This window comes from Lysobacter sp. DMC104 (genome assembly GCF_056313665.1).
Genome location: NZ_JBQUZW010000013.1, coordinates 75,347 through 96,046 on the forward strand (window position 1 = coordinate 75,347; position 20,700 = coordinate 96,046).

General features: G+C 69.1%; 18 protein-coding genes. 13 read left to right on the top strand and 5 right to left on the bottom strand.

The window, feature by feature from the left end:
- Window positions 1–29: 29 nt before the first annotated feature.
- Entirely contained in the window at window positions 30–2,465 is a 2,436-nt protein-coding gene (locus ACT53R_RS16215) for a TonB-dependent receptor plug domain-containing protein (RefSeq protein WP_476172947.1), read from the bottom strand.
- 180 nt (window positions 2,466–2,645) lie between these two features.
- Here ACT53R_RS16215 and ACT53R_RS16220 point away from each other — a divergent pair, with 180 nt between their 5' ends.
- A complete protein-coding gene (locus ACT53R_RS16220; protein WP_476172948.1) occupies window positions 2,646–4,661 on the top strand; it encodes an ABC-F family ATP-binding cassette domain-containing protein in 2,016 nt (671 codons plus the stop codon).
- 19 nt (window positions 4,662–4,680) lie between these two features.
- Here ACT53R_RS16220 and ACT53R_RS16225 read toward each other — a convergent pair whose 3' ends face one another.
- The gene (locus ACT53R_RS16225) at window positions 4,681–5,223 is read right to left on the bottom strand and encodes a hemerythrin domain-containing protein (RefSeq protein ID WP_476172949.1); all 543 of its coding nucleotides are present in this window, start codon (window positions 5,221–5,223) and stop codon (window positions 4,681–4,683) included.
- 553 nt (window positions 5,224–5,776) lie between these two features.
- Window positions 5,777–8,095 (bottom strand): glycogen debranching protein, encoded by a 2,319-nt coding sequence (locus ACT53R_RS16230; protein ID WP_476172950.1) that lies wholly within the window; start codon window positions 8,093–8,095, stop codon window positions 5,777–5,779.
- A 238-nt stretch (window positions 8,096–8,333) separates the two neighbouring features.
- On the opposite strand from ACT53R_RS16230, the gene ACT53R_RS16235 reads away from it, so the two are divergent.
- Window positions 8,334–8,642, top strand: coding sequence for an FmdB family zinc ribbon protein (locus ACT53R_RS16235; protein ID WP_476172951.1), 309 nt, complete (start codon window positions 8,334–8,336; stop codon window positions 8,640–8,642).
- A 71-nt stretch (window positions 8,643–8,713) separates the two neighbouring features.
- Here ACT53R_RS16235 and ACT53R_RS16240 read toward each other — a convergent pair whose 3' ends face one another.
- Window positions 8,714–9,379, bottom strand: coding sequence for a DUF3011 domain-containing protein (locus tag ACT53R_RS16240; protein WP_476172952.1), 666 nt, complete (start codon window positions 9,377–9,379; stop codon window positions 8,714–8,716).
- Window positions 9,380–9,422: 43 nt separating this feature from the next.
- A complete protein-coding gene (locus ACT53R_RS16245) occupies window positions 9,423–10,589 on the bottom strand; it encodes a DUF3011 domain-containing protein (protein WP_476172953.1) in 1,167 nt (388 codons plus the stop codon).
- Between the two features lie 133 nt (window positions 10,590–10,722).
- Between ACT53R_RS16245 and aspS the strand changes: the two genes are divergently transcribed.
- The 11 genes from aspS to ybgC all read left to right on the top strand — a co-directional run bounded on the left by aspS (window position 10,723) and on the right by ybgC (window position 20,697).
- Window positions 10,723–12,486, top strand: coding sequence for an aspartate--tRNA ligase (gene aspS, locus ACT53R_RS16250; protein WP_476172954.1), 1,764 nt, complete (start codon window positions 10,723–10,725; stop codon window positions 12,484–12,486).
- A 127-nt stretch (window positions 12,487–12,613) separates the two neighbouring features.
- Entirely contained in the window at window positions 12,614–13,129 is a 516-nt protein-coding gene (locus ACT53R_RS16255) for an N-acetyltransferase family protein (RefSeq protein WP_476172955.1), read from the top strand.
- Complete coding sequence (locus tag ACT53R_RS16260) at window positions 13,126–13,719, top strand: SGNH/GDSL hydrolase family protein (RefSeq protein ID WP_476172956.1); 594 nt, start codon at window positions 13,126–13,128, stop codon at window positions 13,717–13,719. The genes ACT53R_RS16255 and ACT53R_RS16260 overlap by 4 nt, the downstream gene beginning before the upstream one ends.
- Before the next feature lie 99 nt (window positions 13,720–13,818).
- A complete protein-coding gene (locus tag ACT53R_RS16265) occupies window positions 13,819–14,472 on the top strand; it encodes an esterase/lipase family protein (protein ID WP_476172957.1) in 654 nt (217 codons plus the stop codon).
- A gap of 75 nt (window positions 14,473–14,547) precedes the next feature.
- Window positions 14,548–15,279, top strand: coding sequence for a YebC/PmpR family DNA-binding transcriptional regulator (locus ACT53R_RS16270; RefSeq protein ID WP_476172958.1), 732 nt, complete (start codon window positions 14,548–14,550; stop codon window positions 15,277–15,279).
- A 25-nt stretch (window positions 15,280–15,304) separates the two neighbouring features.
- Entirely contained in the window at window positions 15,305–15,850 is a 546-nt protein-coding gene (ruvC, locus tag ACT53R_RS16275; protein ID WP_476172959.1) for a crossover junction endodeoxyribonuclease RuvC, read from the top strand.
- 61 nt (window positions 15,851–15,911) lie between these two features.
- Window positions 15,912–16,499, top strand: a complete 588-nt coding sequence (locus ACT53R_RS16280; RefSeq protein ID WP_476172960.1) for an LURP-one-related family protein — start codon at window positions 15,912–15,914, stop codon at window positions 16,497–16,499.
- 28 nt (window positions 16,500–16,527) lie between these two features.
- A complete protein-coding gene (gene ruvA / locus ACT53R_RS16285) occupies window positions 16,528–17,115 on the top strand; it encodes a Holliday junction branch migration protein RuvA (protein ID WP_476172961.1) in 588 nt (195 codons plus the stop codon).
- Between the two features lie 37 nt (window positions 17,116–17,152).
- Complete coding sequence (locus ACT53R_RS16290; protein ID WP_476172962.1) at window positions 17,153–19,078, top strand: potassium transporter Kup; 1,926 nt, start codon at window positions 17,153–17,155, stop codon at window positions 19,076–19,078.
- A gap of 88 nt (window positions 19,079–19,166) precedes the next feature.
- Window positions 19,167–20,207, top strand: coding sequence for a Holliday junction branch migration DNA helicase RuvB (ruvB, locus tag ACT53R_RS16295; RefSeq protein ID WP_476172963.1), 1,041 nt, complete (start codon window positions 19,167–19,169; stop codon window positions 20,205–20,207).
- 7 nt (window positions 20,208–20,214) lie between these two features.
- Entirely contained in the window at window positions 20,215–20,697 is a 483-nt protein-coding gene (gene ybgC / locus ACT53R_RS16300; protein ID WP_476172964.1) for a tol-pal system-associated acyl-CoA thioesterase, read from the top strand.
- Window positions 20,698–20,700: the final 3 nt, after the last annotated feature.

Below are 20,700 nucleotides of genomic sequence, written 5' to 3' on the forward strand. Positions count from 1 at the left end.
CGTCGTCGTCGTGCATCAGGCGAAGCGGCTTACCACTTGAAGCCGACGCGGCCGTAGACGTACGCGCCGTTGAAGCCGTTCGGCGAGGTGCTGCTGTAGGGCAGCTGGCCGTTGGTCGCGTTCGCGAACAGCACTTCGTCCGGGTACGAATCCAGCACGTTGTCGGCGCCGAGGGTGAAGTCCCAGTTGCGCAGGCGCCAGGTGCCGGCCAGGTCCAGCGTCCACTGCGGGTCGAAGGTCTGGTCGCGCGAGGTGTCGGCCGGGTTGTTGCCGAACAGCACGCTGAACTTGCCGTAGCGGGTGGCGTTCGCGGAGAACTTCCAGTTACCCAGGGTGTAGACGCCGCCGAGCTGGAACTTGTCGCTGGGCGCGCCGACGGTGAGCCGGCCCACTTCCACGCGGCCGATGCGCACCGCGGTCGGGTCGATCGCGGTGAGGGCGGCCGGGTTCGGCGCGATGCGCTCCACCGTGGTCTTGTTGTGGTTGTAGCCGGCGGTGAGGTCGAGGCTGCCGTCGCCGATCAGCCAGCGGTAGGTCGCGATGGCGTCCACGCCGCGGGTGCGGGTGTCGATGGCGTTGGTGAAGTAGCGGCCGCCGCCCAGCGCCGGGTCGACGTTGGCGTTGAGGTAGGCGCGCACCGCGGCGGAGGTCAGGTTCTCCGACAGCATGATGCGGTCGTCGATCGAGATCTGGTACGCGTCGACGGTGATGTAGAGGTTCGACACCGGCTTCAGCACCAGGCCCAGGCTGAGGTTGCGCGACTTCTCCGGCTTCAGCGGCTCGGCACCGAGGGCGATGGCGGCGGGATCGTTGACGCGGAAGGTGCGGATGTCGAACGGCACGCCGCCGATGAAGTTGGTGGCGGTCGAACGGAAGTACTGCTGCTGCAGCGACGGTGCGCGGAAGCCGGTCGACACCGTACCGCGCACGGCGACGGCGTCGCTGAAGTCGAAGCGGCCCGACAGCTTGCCGGAGGCGGTGCTGCCGAAGTCGCTGTAGCTTTCGTTGCGCGCGGCGAAGCCGAGGTTGAAGCGGTCGGTGATGTTGGATTCGAGGTCGAGGTAGGCCGAGTAGCTCTCGCGGCTGAAGTCGCCGGCGTCGGCCGGGCGGAAGCCCGGGAACACCTGCGAGCCCGACGGTGCCGGGGTGCCGCCCGGCAGCAGCACGCCGCCGTTGAGGTAGGACGAGGGTTCGCCCGCGGACTGGCGGAAGCCTTCGCCGCGCCATTCCAGGCCCCACGCCACGTTCAGCGGCGTCGCCAGCCACTTCACGTCGAATGCGCGGGTGACGTCGAGGTTCAGCACGTGCTGGGTGATCTGCAGGTCGCCGGCGTCGAACTTGGTCGGCGAGGCGGTGCCCATGCTGCGGTTGAGGCTGTGCTCGACGCCGAAGCTCAGGTCGTTGCGGCCGTAGTTCACGCTCAGGTCGACGTCCCAGTCGAGCACGGTCAGGCCGCGCAGGCCGACCACGGCGGCGCGGTCCTCGGCGATGTTGCGGATCTGCGGCAGGAAGCCGTCCGGATAGATCGCCGGGACGTTGCGGGTGTCGGCGGCGGTGCGGAAGAAGCCGTTGGACAGCGCGTCGCGGCGCGCGGCGTTGGCGAAGCCGTAGAAGGTCAGGGCGTCGTTGACCGGCAGCTCGGCGTTGGCCGAGAACGAATACTGTTCGATCTCCGGATCGCCGAAGCGCTGCACGACCTTGCCTGGCGGCGGTGCGGTGGCCGGCCAGGTGGTGACGCCGGGGGCGAGGCGGTATGGCCGGGCGCGATCGGTCTGGTCCTGGTTGCGGCCTTCGGCGGCGAGGTGCACGAAGCCCTCGGCGCCCAGCTTCAGGCCGATGTCGCCCGACAGCTGCACGTTGCGGCCGTCGCCGGCGCTGTACTGGCCGGCGACCAGCTGCGCGCTGCCGCCCTCGTCGCCATTCTTCAGCACGATGTTGATCACGCCGGCGATGGCGTCGGAGCCGTACTGCGCCGAGGCGCCGTCGCGCAGCACTTCGACGCGCTGGATGGCGGAGATCGGGATGGCGTTGAGGTCGACCGGCGACGAGCCGCGGCCCTGGCTGCCGTTGAGGTTGATCAGCGCGGTGGTGTGGCGGCGCTTGCCGTTGACCAGCACCAGCACCTGGTCGGGCGCGAGGCCGCGCAGCTGCGCCGGGCGCACGGCGTCGGTGCCGTCGGTGATGGCCGGGCGCGGGAAGTTCAGCGAGGGCAGGGCGCGCGACAGCGCGTTGGCCAGTTCGGTGGTGCCGGTGGCTTCCAGCGCCGCCGGGGTGATGACGTCGATCGGCGACGGCGAGGTGGCGACGGTGCGGGTCGCGGTGCGGGTACCGGTGACGACGACCGTTTCGAGGCTGCTGTCGTCGGTGGTCTTGTCCTGGGTTTCGGCCTGCGACTGGGCCTGGGCCAGGGCCGGGGCGGTGTTCAGCGCGAGCAGGAGGCCCAGCGCGAGCGGGTGGCGGATCATGACGGGTTCCTTGCGTGGGGATGACAGGACTGTCCGATCTGGTGTAGCACACGGGTTTCCGGAGGGTCAACGCATGCATCGGCATGGAAAGATGCATGCCCCCGCCCCGGCGGCCCGGCGTACAATCGCCGACCGCCCGCTGCCGCGGGTCCCGCGCCACGCACCCGTCCCCGCATCCCCATGATTTCCTTCCGCAATTTCGCCCTCCGCCGGGGCGAGCGCCTGCTGTTGTCCGATGTCGACCTGACCATGCATGCCGGTTGGCGCGTGGGCGTGGTCGGCCGCAACGGCACCGGCAAGTCCTCGCTGTTCGCGGCGCTGATGGGCGAGGTCGAGCCCGACAAGGGTGACCTGGACCTGCCGGGCAAGGCGCGGATCGCCAGCGTGGCGCAGGAAACGCCGTCGCTGCCGGACCCGGCGCTGGACTTCGTGCTGAGCGGCGACGCCGCGGTGCACGCGGCGGTGCAGGCCGAGGCGAATGCGTTCGCCGCCGAGGACTGGGAAGCCGTCGCCGAGGCCCACCACCGGCTGGAGGAACTCAACGGCTACGACGCCAGCGCCCGCGCCGGCAAGCTGCTGCACGGCCTGGGCTTCCCGGCCGAGACCCACCCGAAGCCCGTGTCCGACTTCTCCGGCGGCTGGCGCGTGCGCCTGAACGTGGCGCGGGCGCTGATGACGCCCAGCGACCTGCTGCTGCTGGACGAACCGACCAACCACCTCGACCTCGACGCCGTGGTCTGGCTGGAAGACTGGCTGCGCCGCTATCCCGGCACGCTGCTGGTGATCTCGCACGACCGCGAGTTCCTCGACAACGTCGTCACCCACATCCTGCACCTGCACGACGGCAAGGCGAAGCTGTACGTCGGCAACTACACCCAGTTCGAGCGCCAGCGCGCCGAACACCTGCGGCAACAGCAGATCGCGTTCGAGAAGGAACAGGTCGAGCGCGCGCACCTGCAGAAGTTCATCGACCGCTTCAAGGCCAAGGCCAGCAAGGCCAAGCAGGCGCAGTCGCGCATGAAGCGGCTGGAGAAGCTGGCGGGCACCGAGGCGGTGCGCGCCGAGCGCGAGTTCCGGATCGAGTTCCCGGCGCCGTCGAAGATGCCGTTCGCGCTGATGCGGCTGAACGACGCTGACTGCGGTTACGCATCAAAGCCCCTCTCCCCCCGGGAGAGGGGTTGGGGAGAGGGCCCCGGGCAGGCGTCGACGTCGGCGGCCGCCGCACCCTCATCCGGCGCTTCGCGCCACCCCGGATCGAGTCCGGGGCAGGCGCTTCTCCCGGAGGGAGAAGGAGAAAGCAAGATCATCCTCCACGATGTCGGCTTCGGCCTGGAGGCCGGCGACCGCATCGGCCTGCTCGGCCCCAACGGCGCCGGCAAGTCGACGCTGGTGAAGACGCTGGTCGGCGAACTGCCGCTGCTGGCGGGCGAGCGCTATGCCCACCCGGACCTGCGCATCGGCTACTTCGCGCAGCACACGGTGGAATCGCTGGTGGCCGGCACCTCGCCGATCGACCACCTGCGCGAGCTGTCGCCGGACACCGTCACGCAAGCGTTCCGCGACTTCCTCGGCAAGTGGTATTTCCCCGGCGACCGCGCGTTCGAGAGCATCGACGGCTTCTCCGGCGGCGAGAAGGCGCGCCTCGCGCTGGCGCTGATCGCGTGGCGGCAGCCGAACGTGCTGCTGCTGGACGAACCGACCAACCACCTCGACCTGGACATGCGCGAGGCGCTGGCCGAGGCGCTGAGCGACTTCGAGGGCGCGATCGTGATGGTGTCGCACGACCGGCACCTGATCGGTCTGGTCTGCGACACGTTCGTGCGCGTGGCCGACGGCGTGGTCGAGCCCTTCGACGGCGACCTCGACGAATACGCCGCGTGGCTGCGGACCCGTGCCGCCGCCGATCCGAAGAAAGCCGACGCAAAGAAGATCGAAGCGAAACCGGCTGCGGCCGTACCCGCCCCGGCGCCTGCGCCCGCGGCACCGGCGAAGAAGATCAACCCGCACAAGCTGGCGAAGCTGGAGGCGCGCGTCGCCGAGCTGGAAACGCGGCTGGCGGCGATCGAGGTGGAACTGGGTGAACCCGCGGCCTACGCCGACGGCGGCAAGCGCGCCGCCGACCTCGGCCGCGAGCAGCAGACCCTGCGCGCGGAACTCGACGCGGCCGAATCCGAGCTGCTGGCGCTGTACGGCTGAACGTCGCGGCCGGCGCGCTTCAGCCGACGGCGCGCAGGTGCGGTGCGCCGGTGGCTGCGGTGTTCGTCCGCTCGTAGAGGGTGTACAGCGACATCTCCTCCAGTTCGATGCGGTCGCTCAGCAGCGATTCGACCACGTCGAGATCGCGCATGAACGCTTCGCGGGTCGAGGTGGTCACGTAGATGCCGTCGTAGTGCTTCACGAACAGCAGCGCGAGGCGCGCGATCCCGGCCATGCGCGCATGCGCGCGCTCCAGGCGCTGGCGCGCGGGCGCATCGTTCTCCAGCGCATTCAGCACGGGGCCGTAGAAGTGCGCGTCCTCTTCCTCGATGTGCCGCACCAGCTCGTCGCGCAGCCGCAGCAGCAGGCCCGGGATGCGCTGGTAATGCCGATGGATCGCGAGGTCCTCGAGCCGTCCCAGCAGGTCCCTCAGGAGGGCGTGGTCGGCGATGAGGTGGGGAATGAGGGCGGGATCGTGCTCGGACGACGACGCGTCCGTCCGAGGCAGGTTGCCGCCGATTTCGGTGGGTGTTTCAGCGGAATTGCGATTGAACCTGAACATCGAATCGACCTCTTGGGCACTGCGCCCGGTGACTTGCATGCTTGCGATCCGCGTCCTCGAAACGTCATGCGTTTCTTCGTCTGCGACCCCCCGGGCGATGTCGATGTTCCGACGCCGTGTTCCCGCAATCGGAGAAAGAGCAAGCGCGGTGCCAGATCGCGCCGCATTTTCGTGCAATCGGTTGCAGTTCCTGCATTGCAGTCTGCACGTTGGCCGCTTTTTCGCATGCGGATCGCTGCTTCACGCGTCGTGCGCGACGCATCCGGATGAATGCGAATCATGGTCCGTTGCGTTTCTCGAACGCGCTGTACGCACGAAAGACAACACCCGATGTGCCTGAATTCCACGGCACGTCGAGGTGTGTGACGCAACGCGGCAGATCGGTCGGAATGCATGCTGTCCCGCGTCGATGCGGGACAGAGTTGGCCGGTTTGCGTCGCTTCGATACGTGCGACGGATCGTCTTCATGCGGAAGATCGATGGTGCCTCGCCGTTGCAGCGGGCGGAATGGCATCGCGGGCGTGGCAACCGCCACGCCCGCGATGGGGGGGACTCACTTCGCGATCAGTACCAGCAGCGAACGACCCTGCAATCCATAGACGGTGTATTCACCGCCGATCAGCGTTTCCGAACCCGGCACGACGACGGTGTTCGGACCTTCGTTCCAGGTCGCGGTGTCGGTGACGCGATACCACTGCTTGCCGGTGCCCGGCCACGGCAGGGTGAAGTTCACGTTGCCCGACCAGCCGTTGTAGGCGACGTAGATCGCGCTCGCGCTGTCGCCGAACTCGCTGCCGTCGATGCGCCAGGCGATGGCGTGGTTGCTCGTGCTGCCGAAGTAGGCCGAATCGGCGACGCCGCCGTCCGGCTTGAACCAGCGCAGCTGCTCCATCACGTTGCCGTTGGTGTCGGAGGCCGAGTAGAAGTTGGCCGGGCGCAGCGACGGATGCGCCTTGCGGAACGCGATCAGGCGCGTGGTGAAGGTCTGGAAGTCGGCCTCGACGCCGCTGCGCGTCCAGTACAGCCAGTTCGCCGGCGAGTCGAGGTTGTAGGCGTTGTTGTTGCCGAACTGCGTGCGCAGCGCTTCGTCGCCGCCGGTGAACATCGGCACGCCGGCGCCCAGCAGCATGAACGCCATGCCGGTGCGCGCCGCGCGACGCTGGTCGAGTACCACGCCGCCCTGGTCCCAGCTGTTGTTGTTGTCCTCGCCGCCGTCGGACGGGCCGTACGGCCATGCCTGGCTGTTCTGCTTGCTGTTGTAGGCGTAGAGGTCGTTCAGGGTGAAGCCGTCGTGCGCCACCATGAAGTTGACCGAATGCCACGGCTTGCGGCCGTCGTCGCCGTAGAGATCGGACGAGCCTGCGAAGCGCGAGGCGAGCGTGCCGGTGGTGACGACCTCGACGCCCATCTTGTTCTGCTTCTTGCGCATGGCGTCGCGGAAGGCGCCGTTCCACTCGGCCCAGCCCGACGGGAAGCCGCCGACCTGGTACGAGTTGCCGCCGATCGCCCACGGTTCGGCGATCAGGTCCAGGCCGCTGCCGCCGCCGGCCGGACGCGGCGGCAGTTCGTTGACGATGCGGTTCAGCGCGTTGCCGCTGTCCATCTTGTCGAAGTTGTAGCAGCCATGTTCGCAGGTGTTGCCGAGCACCGAGGCCAGGTCGAAGCGGAAGCCGTCGACGCCGAGCGTGTCGCGCCAGTAGGCCAGCGAGTCGACGATCATGTTCTGCGCGATCGGGTTGCGGGTGTTGTAGTTGCCGCCCACGCCGGTGTTGTCCCACGAGTACTGCAGGTTGCTGGTCAGCGAGTAGTAGGTCGGGTTGTCCAGGCCGCGCCACGACAGCAGGTTGTAGACGGTCAGGCCGTCGGTGCCGCCCCACGCGCCGCCTTCGCCGGTGTGGTTGTAGACCACGTCGATGTAGACCTTGATGCCGGCGTCATGGAACGCCTTCACCATCGCCTTGAACTCGCGGGTCGGGCCGCCGGCGGTCTTGTCGGACGAATAGCGACGGTCGGGCGCGAAGTAGTTGAGGGTCATGTACCCCCAGTAGTTGTCGCCGTCGTCCGAGTTGGGGTTGATGTCGTTCTGGTCGTTCTGGGTTTCCTGCACCGGCAGGAATTCCACCGCGGTCACGCCCAGCCCGGCGAGGTACGAGGCCTTCAACGCGGCGCCGGCGTAGGTGCCGCGCTTCGCGAGCGGCACCGAGGTGTCGTTCATGGTCAGGCCGCGGGCGTGCACTTCGTAGACGATGTCGTCCTTGAAGGCGCGCGTGGGCTTGGTGCCGAACGAGGTGGCGTCGGTCGCCAGCACGATGCCCTTGGGCGCGCAGGCGCCGCTGTCGAGGTTGCGGTAGCTGGCCCCGGAGGCGTAGATCGTGCCGCTGGTGCAGGTGGCCGTGTTCGGGTCCTGGCTCATCTCGCGGGCATAGGGATCCAGCAGCAGCTTGTTGGGATTGAAGCGGTTGCCGTTGGCGTCGATGTCGGTGACGAAGCCGGTCGCGCTGCCCTTGGTCCAGGTGCTGCTGTACGTCCAGTTCGGGCCCCAGGCGCGGTAGCCGTAGTAGACCGGGCCGGTGATGCCGTACGTGGTCTGCAGGGTCGCCACGGACACGGTCTTCGACCAGACGTTGGTCGCCGTGTCCTTGGTCATCACGTAGTTGACCTTCTCCTGCGCGCCCGAGGCGGTCTTGTAGATCCACACCTCGATGCGGGTGGCGCGCGAGGAATACACGCGGAAGGTGATGTTGCTGTTGGTGGCGTCGTATTTCGCGCCGAGGTTCTGCGCGTTGATCGCCGCCTGCGCCGCCTGCGTGGGCAATAGCGCCAGCCATGCGGTCAGCAGCAGCGCGCCGACGGTCCTGATCCAGTGCTGCATCGTCGTGTTCTCCGGGAAGTGGGGGCGCGCGGGTCCTGCGCGCGCCGGCACTATCGCCGGATGTGCGAACGCACATCGCGATGTCGCACGCACCTTCGCGCGCATGCAAACGTATTCACCTTCGCGGCCCGGCAATGGCCCCGGCGCGCCGTCCGTGCGCCCCCGTGCGAGGCCCACGCTTGAAATCGGTAACATGGACGCCAGATTCCCCACCCGTTCCGAGCCTTTCTCCGCGCCCATGCCCATCTATGCCTTCGCGTGCGACGCCTGCGGCCATGCCTTCGACCGCCTGCAGAAACTCTCCGATCCCGATCCCGAGACCTGTCCGGCCTGCGGCGAGCCACGCGTCCGCAGGCAACTGACCGCCCCCGCCTTCCGTCTGTCCGGCAGTGGTTGGTACGAGACCGACTTCAAGAAGGACGGCGACCGCAAGCGCAACCTCGTCGAGAAGGGCGACGCGCCCAAGGCGGAGTCGGCGCCGGCCGCGAAGCCCGAGTCGGCACCCGCGCCCGCTCCGGCGCCTGCCGCCAAGCCCGCCGGCACCTGACCTGCCATTCGGCGCAATGAAAAAGCCCCGCATCGGCGGGGCTTTTTCGTGGGCGTCGCGGGCAGGAGGCGTCAGTGCACGCCGAACCGGCCGCGGCAGCCTTCGTCGACCCACAGCCCGCCGCGGGCGTCGTAGCCCCAGCTGCGGCCCTGCGTGCAGGGCGACTTCGACAGCGTCTCCAGCAGTACCGGCTTGCCTCGGCGGGCGTCCCAGCTGCAGGTCTGGCGACGGCCGTTCTCGCTGCCGCAGGTGGTGCTGTAGCGGCCATTGCTCTGGCCCACGCGGAACACGCCGCGGCAACCCTTGTCGACCCAGATCGAGCCGTTGCCCTGGCCCCAGGTGCTGCCTTCGCGGCAGGGCGCGTCCGACAGCTGGCGGATCAGGTCGGCCTGGCCGTAGAGGTCGCGGCCGCAGGTCTCGTGGTGGCCGTCCGCGCTTTCGCAGCGGATTTCCTTGCCGGAGAACTGCGGCCCGAACTCGGCGCGGCAGCCGCCCGCCACCCAGACCTTGCCCGGGGCCGAGCCCCAGGTGCGGCCGGCGACGCAGCCGGTGTCGGACAGCTGGCGCAGCAGGCGGGTCTGGCCCGGCCACGACACCTTGCAGGTCTCGCGGCGGGTGTCCTTGCTCTCGCAGCGCACGGTGTCCTTGTCGAACAGTTCGGCGCGGGCCTCGGGTGCGACCGGGGCGGTCGCGGCGAAGGCGAGGAACAGGACGGAAAGCAGGCGGAGGTGCGTCATGGGCGGGCCTTGTGGAAGAGCGGGGAAAGAGGCACGGAGCGGTTCAGCGCGGGGCGAACACGGCGCGGCAGCCGTACTTCACCCAGATGCCCGAGCGGCGGTCGTAGCCCCAGGAGTAACCCTGCCGGCATTCGCGGTCGGACAGCTTCTGGACCAGCTTCGGCCCGCCGCGGCTGTGGTCCCAGGGACACTTGTAGTAGCGGCCGTCGACGCTTTCGCAGGTGACCTTGTAGCCGTCGCGCGAACCGTCGGCGACCTCGAAGATGGCGCGGCAGCCCAGGCTGACCCACAGCTTGCCGCCACGCAGGCCGTAGGTGCGGTCGAGCGTGCAACTGGCATTGGACAGCTCGCGCACGACCCGCGGGGTGCCGTGCAGCTGGCTGCCGCATTCGTGGTAGCGGCGATCCATGCTTTCGCAGCGGATCTGCGAGCCGACGGTCTCGCCGTCCACCGAGGCGAACAGCGCGCGACAGCCGCCGGTCACGCGGACTTCGCCCGGAGCGGTCCACCAGTTCTGGTTGGCCACGCAGCGCGTGCCGGAGAGCTGGCGGATGATCTTGGCCTTGCCCGACCACGGCATCGGGCAGGTCTGCGGCTGGCCGTTCGTGCTTTCGCAGCGGATGCCGCCCGCGGTGGTGTCCAGTTCCTCGGTGAACTCGCCGCGGCAGCCGCCGCTGACCGAGATCTGGCCGGCCGACGACCACCAGTTCTCGCCTTCCACGCAGGCGGTGTTCGACAACTGGCGCACCAGCTTCGAGCGCCCGGCCCACGGCGGCGTGCAGCTGCGCTGGCGGCCATCGCTGCTCTCGCAGCGCAGGGTGTTGGCGGCGGCGGCGTCGCTCACGCCGTGGCCGGCCAGCGATTCGGCGATGTCCGCGCGCACCTGGCTGAAGGTCCAGCGCGAGAAGCGCACCTGGCCGAGGTAGAAGCGCATCTGGTCGTCGGGGATGGTGCGGCCGTCGGACTGGTCGCTGTATTCCTGGGTGATGGCCCGGCGCTGCGCGCCTTCGTCCAGCTCCCACAGCCGTTCGGGCGCATAGGCCTTGGCCATGCCCGGCGTCCCGACGTCGCCCGGCGCTCCCGGTTCCTGGGCGGCGGAGAGCGGCACCAGCGCGGGCGCGGCCAGCGCGGCGAGCAGCGCGAAGGCGGGCAGGGCGTGCCGGGCGTACCGGAATGGGCGGCGGAACGTGCGGCGGGGCAGTGCGGACATGCGGTGTCTCCGTGACGGCGGGAATGGCGCGCCGGGCCCGCGGGCCGATCCCTCCGGCCACGTGCGGGCGCCGCAACCGCTAGAATGCCCGGCCCGGCTGACGCCGGACGATCCTACACCCGGAGTTCCCCCCATGCGTACCCATTTCTGCGGCCTCGTCGACGAGGCGCTGATCGGCCAGACCGTGACCGTGTGCGGCTGGGTCAACAAGGCCCGTGCACAGAGCCACCAGGCCTTCGTCGACCTGCGCGACCACGAAGGCATCGTGCAGGTGCTGGTCGAAAGCGACCAGCCCGAGCTGTTCGCGATCGCCGGTGCGCTGGGCGCCGAGGATGCGGTGCGCGTCACCGGCACCGTGCGCGCGCGCTATGCCGTCAACGACAAGATCCGCACCGGCAAGGTCGAGATCGTGCCCATCACGATCGAAGTGCTGAACAAGGCGGAGGCGCTGCCGTTCCACGCGCACGAGAACCCGGGCGAGGACGTGCGCCTGAAGTACCGCTACCTCGACCTGCGCCGCCCCGAGATGCAGCAGGCGATGCGCACCCGCATCCGCCTGGTGCAGGCGCTGCGCCGCTGGCTGGACGAACGCGGCTTCCAGGACATCGAGACGCCGATCCTCACCAAGGCCACGCCGGAAGGCGCGCGCGACTTCCTCGTCCCGGCGCGCATGCATCCGGGCGAGTTCTACGCGCTGCCGCAGTCGCCGCAGCTGTTCAAGCAGATCCTGATGATGGCGGGCTTCGATCGCTATTACCAGATCGCGCGCTGCTTCCGCGACGAAGCGCTGCGCGCCGACCGCCAGCTCGAATTCACCCAGCTCGACATGGAGTTCGCGTGGGTGTCCGAGCGCGACGTGCAGGACACCACCGAAGGCATGATCCGCACCGTCTTCAAGGAGGTGATGGACGTCGAGCTGGCCGACCCGTTCCCGCGCATGACCTACGCCGAAGCCATGCGCCGCTACGGTTCGGATAAGCCGGACCTGCGCATCGCGCTGGAGTTCGTCGACGTCGCCGAGCTGGTGAAGGCCTGCGAATTCAAGGTGTTCACCGACTGGGCGAACCATGCCGACGGTCGCGTGATCGCGCTGCGCGCGCCGGGCGGCGCGACGCTCAGCCGCAAGCAGATCGACGACTGCGGCGCGCACGCCGCGAAGTACGGCGCCAAGGGCCTGGCGTGGATGAAGATCGAGGACGCGGCGAAGGGCCGCGAGGGCATCGCCTCGCCGATCGCCAAGTTCCTCGACGACGCCACGCTGGCCGCGATCGTGCAGGCCACCGGCGCCCAGACCGGCGACGCGATCTTCTTCGGCGCCGCCGATTACAAGACCGCCAGCGACTTCATGGGCGCGCTGCGCCTGAAGCTCGGCAAGGACCTGAACCTCGTCGAGGCCGGCTGGAAACCGCTGTGGGTCACCGACTTCCCGATGTTCGAGTGGGACGCGGAAGCGCAGCGCTACGTCGCCCTGCATCATCCGTTCACCGCGCCGGCGGTCGACGACATCGCCGACCTGCGCGCGAACGCGAAGACCGCGGTCTCGCGCGGCTACGACATGGTGCTCAACGGCAACGAGATCGGCGGTGGCTCGATCCGTATCCACAATTCGCAGATGCAGTCGGCGGTGTTCGAGTTGCTCGGCATCGGTGCGGAGGAAGCGGAGCTGAAGTTCGGCTTCCTGCTCGACGCGCTGAAGTACGGCGCGCCGCCGCACGGCGGCATCGCCTTCGGCATCGACCGCATTGCTGCGCTGATGGCCGGCACCGAATCGATCCGCGACGTCATCGCTTTCCCGAAGACCACCACCGCGCAGTGCCTGATGACCGGTGCGCCGTCGCCGATCCCCGACGCGCAGCTGGCCGAGGTGCATGTGCAGGTGCGTCCGACCGAGGCCTGATGCATCCCGTGGTAGAGCGGCCTGACCAGTCTCCGGCTGTTGAACACCAGGCCGCTGTTTTTCGCTTGATCTCGAAAGAGCAGCGGCCTGGAGGCCGCTCTACCGATCCGGAAACGAGAGGTTCGCGATGACCTACGCCATCCGCCGCGCAACGCCTGCCGACGCCGAGCGCGTCGCCGACATCGCGCGCCGCAACTTCACCGAGACCTTCGGCCACCTGTATCCGCCGGAAGACCTCGCGTACTTTCTCGACACCAGCTACATCCCGGCGACGCAGCGCGAACTGCTCGAAGATCCGCGTTATGCGGTGTGGCTGCTGGAGGACGGCGACGAGGCGATCGGCCATATCCTCGTCGGTCCGTGCGGCCTGCCGCATCCCGAGGCGCGCGAGGCGGACGGCGAGATCAAGCGGCTGTACATCCTCGCCCGCGCCCACAACGGCGGCTGGGGCGCGAAGCTGATGCAGACCGCGATGGACTGGCTGCTGCGCGACGGCCCGCGCACGCTGTGGGTGGGCGTGTGGAGCGAGAACTTCGGCGCGCAGCGGTTCTATGCGCGCTATGGCTTCGGCCGGGTCGGCGAATACCTGTTCCCGGTCGGCCAGACCAACGACCACGAGTTCATCTTCCGGCGCGAAGCGTGAGTGTGGACGCCCGCCCGTTGCGGGTCGCGCTGGTCGGCGATTCGATCCGCATGGGCACCGAGCCGTACGTGCGCGCCGCGCTGCCGCTGGCATGGCAGGTGTGGTCGCCGGCGGAGAACGGCGAGTCCTCGCACAAGCTGCGCGCGCAGCTCGATGCCTGGTTGCCGGCCGGCGCGTTCGACCTGATCCATCTCAACTGCGGGCTGCATGACCTGCGCCACGATCCCGGCCGCGACCGTCCGGTCGCCACGCCCGACGAATACGCCGACAACCTGCGCGCGATCTTCGCCGCGCTGGCCGATCGCGGCGCGACCGTGATCTGGGCGACGACCACGCCGATCGACGAGGTCGCGCACAACGCCACCAAGGTGTCGCGCCGGTACGCCGCCGACGTGCTGGCGTACAACCGCATCGCGATTGAGTTGGCCCGGGCGGCGGGCTTCCGGATCAACGACCTGCATGCCGCGCTGTCGCAGGTGCCGCTCGGCGATCTGCTGCTGCCCGACGGCGTGCATTTCACTGCGGCCGGTTACGCGCGGATCGGGGAACGGGTCGTCGACGCGCTGCGGGCTGCTGCGCCGCCGTCCTGACCGCGACGACCTGTCCTTTCCGGCACGGTTGCGTCGTCGCCGGGACGTGCCCATGTCCGGACGAGTTCCCCGTCAACGCCGAGCCGCGACCCGATGCCGATGTCCGCTTCCCGCCCCGATCCCGACTCCGCCCCCGCCGAAGCGCCTTCGGTCCTGCTGGTGCACGGCATCTGGAACGCCCGCGCCTGGCTGGCGCCGTTCGCCCTGCGCCTGCGCGCCGAAGGCCTGGCGCCGACCGTCTTCGGCTATGCCAGCGTCTGGCGCGACCCCGAGACCGCCGGCGACCGGCTGATCGCGCACCTGCGCCGCCATCCGGTCCGGCATCTGGTCGGCCACAGCCTGGGCGGGCTGGTGATCCTCGAAGCCCTGCGCCGGGCGCCGGACCTGCCGGTGCAGCGGGTGGTCTGCCTGGGCTCGCCGCTGCGCGGCAGCGCCGCCGCCGCCGGGCTGGCGGCCCGGCCGCCGCTGGGGCTGGCGCTGGGCCGCAGCCGGGCGCTGCTGGAGCGCGGTTGCCCGCCGTGGACCGGCGCAGCCGAAGTTGGCGTGATCGCCGGCGACCGCGCCAAGGGCCTGGGCGGCCTGTTCGCCACGCTCGATGGCGCCTCCGACGGCACCGTGGCCGTGGCCGAGACCCGGCTGGAGGGCCTGACCGACCATTGCGTGCTCCCCGCCAGCCACAGCGGGCTGGTGCTGTCGGCCGAGGTCGCCGCCCGGACCGCCCGGTTCCTGCGCGAGGGCCGCTTCGCCGGATGACTGGCGGACGGTGGCCGGCACCGGGACTGGGGTAAAATGCCCGGCTCGGCATTCCGACTCAGGTGCGGTTCACCCATGGGCAGAGGTCCTTCCATCGAAGCGCGCAAGAACGCGGTCGACGCGCAGCGCGGCAAGATCTTCACCAAGATCATTCGCGAGATCGGCGTTGCCGCGCGCGCCGGCGGCGGTGATCCCGCCGGCAATCCGCGCCTGCGCAGCGCCGTCGACAAGGCGCTCGCGGTCAACATGTCGAAGGACGTGATCGAGCGCGCGATCAAGAAGGCCACCGGCGAACTCGAAGGCGTCGAGTACGAGGAAGTGCGCTACGAGGGCTACGCGCCCGGCGGCGTCGCGGTCATCGTCGACTGCCTGACCGACAACAAGGTGCGGACCGTCGCCGACGTGCGCCACGCCTTCAGCAAGTTCGGCGGCAACCTCGGCACCGAAGGCTCGGTGTCCTTCATGTTCAAGAAGACCGGCGTGCTGTCGTTCGCGGGCGGTGCCGACGAAGACAAGGTCACCGAAGCCGCGATCGACGCCGGTGCCGACGACGTGGTGGTGTATCCCGAGGACGGCGCGATCGACGTGCTGACCTCGCCCGACGCCTTCGCCGCGGTCAAGGCCGCGATGGAAGCCGCGGGCCTCGCCGCCGACATCGCCGAAGTGACGTACCGCGCCGACAACGACAGCCCGGTTTCCGGCGAGACCGCGCAGCAGGTGGTCAAGCTGCTGCGCTGGCTGGAAGACCTCGACGACGTCCAGAACGTCTATTCCAACGCCGAACTCGGCGCCGACGCGTACACCTGAGCCTGCAATCGCCGAGCGCATCGACGTGACTCGCATCCTCGGCATCGATCCCGGTTCGCAGCGCACCGGCGTGGGCATCATCGACGTCGATGCGGCCGGCAAGGCGACGCACGTGTTCCACGCACCGATCAAGCTGCTGGTGGCGGACGAGGGCGACGACGATGGCCATGGCGGTTTCCCGGCCAGATTGAAGCGATTGCTCGAAGGCCTCGGCGCTATCCTCGACGCCCATCGTCCCGACGAAGTGGCGATTGAAAAGGTATTCATGGCCCGCAACCCGGATTCGGCGCTCAAACTCGGCCACGCCCGCGGCGCGGCGCTGTGCGCCGTGGTCCAGCGCGACCTGCCGGTGCACGAATACGCCGCGAAGGAAGTGAAGCTCGCCGTCGTCGGCACCGGTGGCGCGGACAAGGCACAGATCCAGCACATGGTCGGACTCATGCTCAACCTCAAGGGCAAGCTCCAGGCCGACGCCGCCGACGCGCTTGCCGTCGCCATCACCCACGCCCACGTGCGCGCGACCGCGCGCCGGCTCGGCGTGGGCACGCGCGAGGCCTGGGGCAAGCGCTGAACGCGCCCGTCCCGACAACATCCCGCATTCCCTTTCCCATCCGCTTCCCTCCGGAGCCCGCATGCATTCCACCCTGCGCCAGAACCTGTTCCTGATCAAGGAACACGCCGGCATCTTCAAGGCCGCCAACAACTACGACGTGTTCGATCCGGCCGGCGGCGCCAAGCTGCTGGAATGCCGCGAGCCCAACCTCGGCTTCTTCACCAAGCTGTTCCGCTTCACCGACTACAAGCGCATGACCCCGTTCGAGGTCGTGCTGACCGGCACCGACGGGCGCAAGGCGCTGACCGTGCGCCGCGGCATCTCGCTGTTCCTGTCGAAGGTCGAGGTGCTGGACGAGAACGGCCGCGTCATCGGCGGCTTCAAGCAGAAGTTCTTCTCGATCGGCGGCGCGTTCCGCGTGCTCGATGCCCGCGACAACGAGGTCTGCGTGCTCAAGGGCAAGTGGACCAGCTGGGAATTCCAGTTCCTCAAGGGGGACAAGGAACTCGCGCGGGTCAGCAAGAAGTGGGCCGGCCTGGGCAAGGAGCTGTTCACCAGCGCCGACAACTACGTGCTGTCGGTTTCCGACGCCGTGGCCCCGGACGACGACGTCCGCATCCTGATCATGGCCGCGGTGATGTGCATCGACATGGTGCTGAAGGAGTGAGTCGCGCCGCCGCGCGACGGAGACGGGCATGATCGGTCGACTCAGGGGTATGCTCGTCCACAAGCAGCCGCCGTGGCTGGTGATCGACGTCCACGGCGTCGGTTACGAGCTGGAGGCGCCGATGAGCACGTTCTACGACCTGCCCGACGTCGGGCGCGAGGTCGTGCTGTTCACGCACTACGCGCAGAAGGAGGACAGCGTGTCGCTGTATGGCTTCCTGCGCGAGGCCGAGCGCAGGCTGTTCCGCGACGTGCAGAAAGTCAGCGGCATCGGCGCGAAGATCGCGCTGGCGGTGTTGTCGGGCGTGAGCGTCGACGAATTCGCGCGACTGGTGCAGGCCGGCGACGTGACCGCGCTGACCCGCATCCCGGGCATCGGCAAGAAGACCGCCGAGCGCATGGTCGTGGAACTGCGCGATCGCGCGGCCGATTTCGCCGGTGCCGGCAACACGCTCAATGTCGGCGCCATCGGCGACGCGCAATCCGAAGCGACGATCGCACTGCAGCAGCTCGGCTACAAGCCCGCGGAGGCCGCGCGCATGGCGCGCGACGCCGCGGCTCCCGGCGACGACGCCGCCACCATCATCCGCAAGGCGTTGCAGTCGGCCTTGCGCTGACCCGCGCCACCCACGAGGGCCTTCGGGCATTCCCGCGATGAGCGATACCCCTTCCCACGACGCTTCCTCCGCCCACCATCCGCAGTCGCACGGCACGGGCGGGCTCGCCGCGCTGGTCGTCGCGGCGGTCGGCGTGGTGTTCGGCGACATCGGCACCAGCCCGCTCTACACGATCCAGGAGATGTTCAGTCCGCACTACGGGCTGGCGCCGGATCCGGCGACGGTGAAGGGCCTGCTGTCGCTCGGCTTCTGGGCGCTGCTGCTGGTGGTCACGCTGAAGTACGTGATCGTGATCATGCGTGCAGACAACGAAGGCGAGGGCGGCATCATGGCGCTCACCGCGCTGGCGCAGCGCAGCCTCAAGAGCGGTTCGCGGCTGAACTACGCGGTCGGCATCCTCGGCATCTTCGGCGCGGCGCTGTTCTTCGGCGACGGCATGATCACGCCGCCGATCACCGTGCTCGGCGCGATCGCCGGCCTCGAAGTGATCTCGCCGGTGTTCAAGACCTGGGTGGTGCCGATCAGCCTGGTCATCCTCACCGGCCTGTTCGCGATGCAGCGCTTCGGCACCGCGAAGGTCGGCAAGGCCTTCGGTCCGGTGATGATCGCGTGGTTCGTGGTGATCGCGGCCTTCGGCGTCCACAACATCGCGCAGCACCCGTCGGTGCTGTCCGCGCTCAACCCGATGTGGGCGCTGCGCTTCTTCATGACCCACAACTGGCATGCGGTGTTCGTGCTCGGCGCGGTGGTGCTGACCGTGACCGGCGGCGAGGCGCTGTACGCCGACCTCGGCCACTTCGGCAAGACGCCGATCCGCTGGGGCTGGTTCGGCTTCGTGCTGCCGGCGCTGGTGCTGAACTACTACGGCCAGGGTGCGCTGCTGCTGGTGCATCCGGAAGCGATCGCCAATCCCTTCTTCATGTCGATCCCGGACTGGGCGCAGATCCCGATGCTGGTGCTGGCGACGATCGCGGCCACGGTGGCGTCGCAGGCGGTGATCACCGGTGCGTTCTCGGTGACCCGCCAGGCGATCCAGCTGGGCTACCTGCCGCGACTGGCGATCAAGTACACCTCGAAGGACACGATCGGCCAGATCTACGTGCCGTCGATCAACTGGACGCTGTTCGCCGCGGTCGTCGCGCTGACCCTGTCCTTCCGCAGCGCGACCGCGCTGGCGACCGCCTACGGCCTGTCGGTCACCGGCACCATGCTGATCGACACGCTGCTGCTGGCGATCGTGGCCTACACGCGCTGGCCGGACACGCGGCGCTGGGTGCTGCCGCTGTGCGCGCTGTTCCTGACGATCGACTGCGCGTTCCTGTTCGCCAACGGCGCCAAGCTGCTGACGGGCATCGGCGCCTGGGTGCCGCTGTTCATCGGCCTCACCGCGTTCACGATGATGCGCACCTGGCGCCGTGGCCGCGAGCTGCTGCGTGCCGAGATCCGCAAGGAAGGCATCCAGGTCGACAGCTTCCTGCCCGGCCTGATGCTGGCGCCGCCGGTGCGCGTGCCGGGCACCGCGGTGTTCCTGACCGCCGACAAGTCGGTGGTGCCGCACGCGCTGCTGCACAACCTCAAGCACAACAAGGTGCTGCACGAGCGCAACGTGTTCCTGACGGTGGAAACGCTCAACGTGCCGTACGCGCCCAAGGACAAGTGCCTGAAGATCGAGGCCATCGGCAACGACTTCCACCGCATCGTGATCCGCTTCGGCTTCATGGAGACGCCGGACGTGCCGCTGGCGCTGATGCGCAGCTGCGACAAGGGCGGCATCCACTTCGACCCGATGGACACCACGTACTTCTCCAGCCGCGAGACCATCATCGCCAGCGCCCATCGCGGCATGCCGGTCTGGCGCGACAAGCTGTTCGCGCTGATGCATCGCAACGCCGCCTCGGCGACCGGGTTCTTCCGCATCCCGGGCAACCGCCTGGTGGAGCTGGGCGCGCAGGTGCAGATCTGACGCAACCCCCGTGCGCCCGGGCCCGCGAGGCCCCGGCGCCGCATTCCCCGACGGCCGCGGCGTCGCCGGGCGCATGCATAATGACGGCATGACCACCGATCGCATCATCGCCTCCGGCGCCACGCGCGAGGACGACCTCGCCGACGCCGGCCTGCGCCCGAAACGGCTGGACGAATACCTCGGCCAGCAGCCGGTGCGCGAGCAGATGGCGATCTACATCGAGGCCACCAAGCGCCGCGGCGAGGCGCTGGATCACGTGCTGATCTTCGGCCCGCCGGGGCTGGGCAAGACCACGCTCAGCCACGTCATCGCCAACGAACTCGGCGTCAACCTGCGCGTCACGTCCGGGCCGGTGATCGAGAAGGCCGGCGACCTCGCCGCGCTGCTCACCAACCTGCAGCCGCACGACGTGCTGTTCATCGACGAGATCCACCGCCTCTCGCCCGTGGTCGAGGAAGTGCTGTACCCGGCGATGGAGGACTTCCAGATCGACATCATGATCGGCGAGGGCCCCGCGGCGCGCTCGATCAAGCTCGACCTGCCGCCGTTCACGCTGATCGGCGCCACCACCCGCGCCGGCCTGCTGACCGCGCCGCTGCGCGACCGCTTCGGCATCGTCCAGCGCCTGGAGTTCTACAGCGCCGAGGAACTCACCCGCATCGTGCGCCGTTCGGCGCAGATCCTCGGCATCGCCTGCGAGCCCGACGGCGCCGGCGAGATCGCGCGCCGCTCGCGCGGCACGCCGCGCATCGCCAACCGCCTGCTGCGCCGCGTACGGGACTATGCGCAGGTGAAGGCTGCCGGCCACATCGACCGCGACGTCGCCGATGCCGCGATGAAGATGCTGAAGGTCGATCCCGAAGGCTTCGACGAACTCGACCGGCGCATGCTGCAGCTGATCCTCGAGAACTTCGACGGCGGCCCGGTCGGCGTGGAATCGCTGGCCGCGGCGCTGAGCGAGGAGCGCGGCACGCTGGAGGACGTGATCGAACCGTACCTGATCCAGCAGGGCTTCCTCGTGCGCACCGCGCGCGGGCGCATGGCCACGCAGAAGGCGTATCGCCATTTCGGCCTGAAACCGCGGGCCCCGGCGCGCGACCTGTTCGCGGAGGGTGGCGACGGTGCGTGATGCGGCGATGGACACGCCCAGGTTCGATGCGGTCGAGTTCAGCTGGCCGACACGGGTCTATTGGGAGGATACCGACGCCGGTGGCGTGGTCTACCACGCGCAGTACCTGGCCTTCCTCGAACGCGCGCGCACCGAGTGGCTGCGCGCGCAGGGATGGGGCCAGGAACGCCTGCGCCGCGAGCACGGTCTGGTGTTCGCGGTGCGTGCGATGACGATCGACTTCCGCCAGCCGGCGCGGCTGGATGACGCCCTCCGGGTCGGCGTGCGGCTCGCCGAATGCCGCCGCGCCAGCCTCGTGATCGCGCAGGCGATCGATCGCGACGGCCGGCGGCTGATCGATGCGGAAGTGCGGGTCGCGGCGCTGGAGGCGTCGACCTTCCGCCCGATGGCGATCCCGGACGATCTGCTGTCGATGCTGCGGTCCCAGGAATCCCCTGCGCCGGGCGAGGCCCGTCGCGACGAACCGAACGTGGAGCGAATCCCGCGATGAACC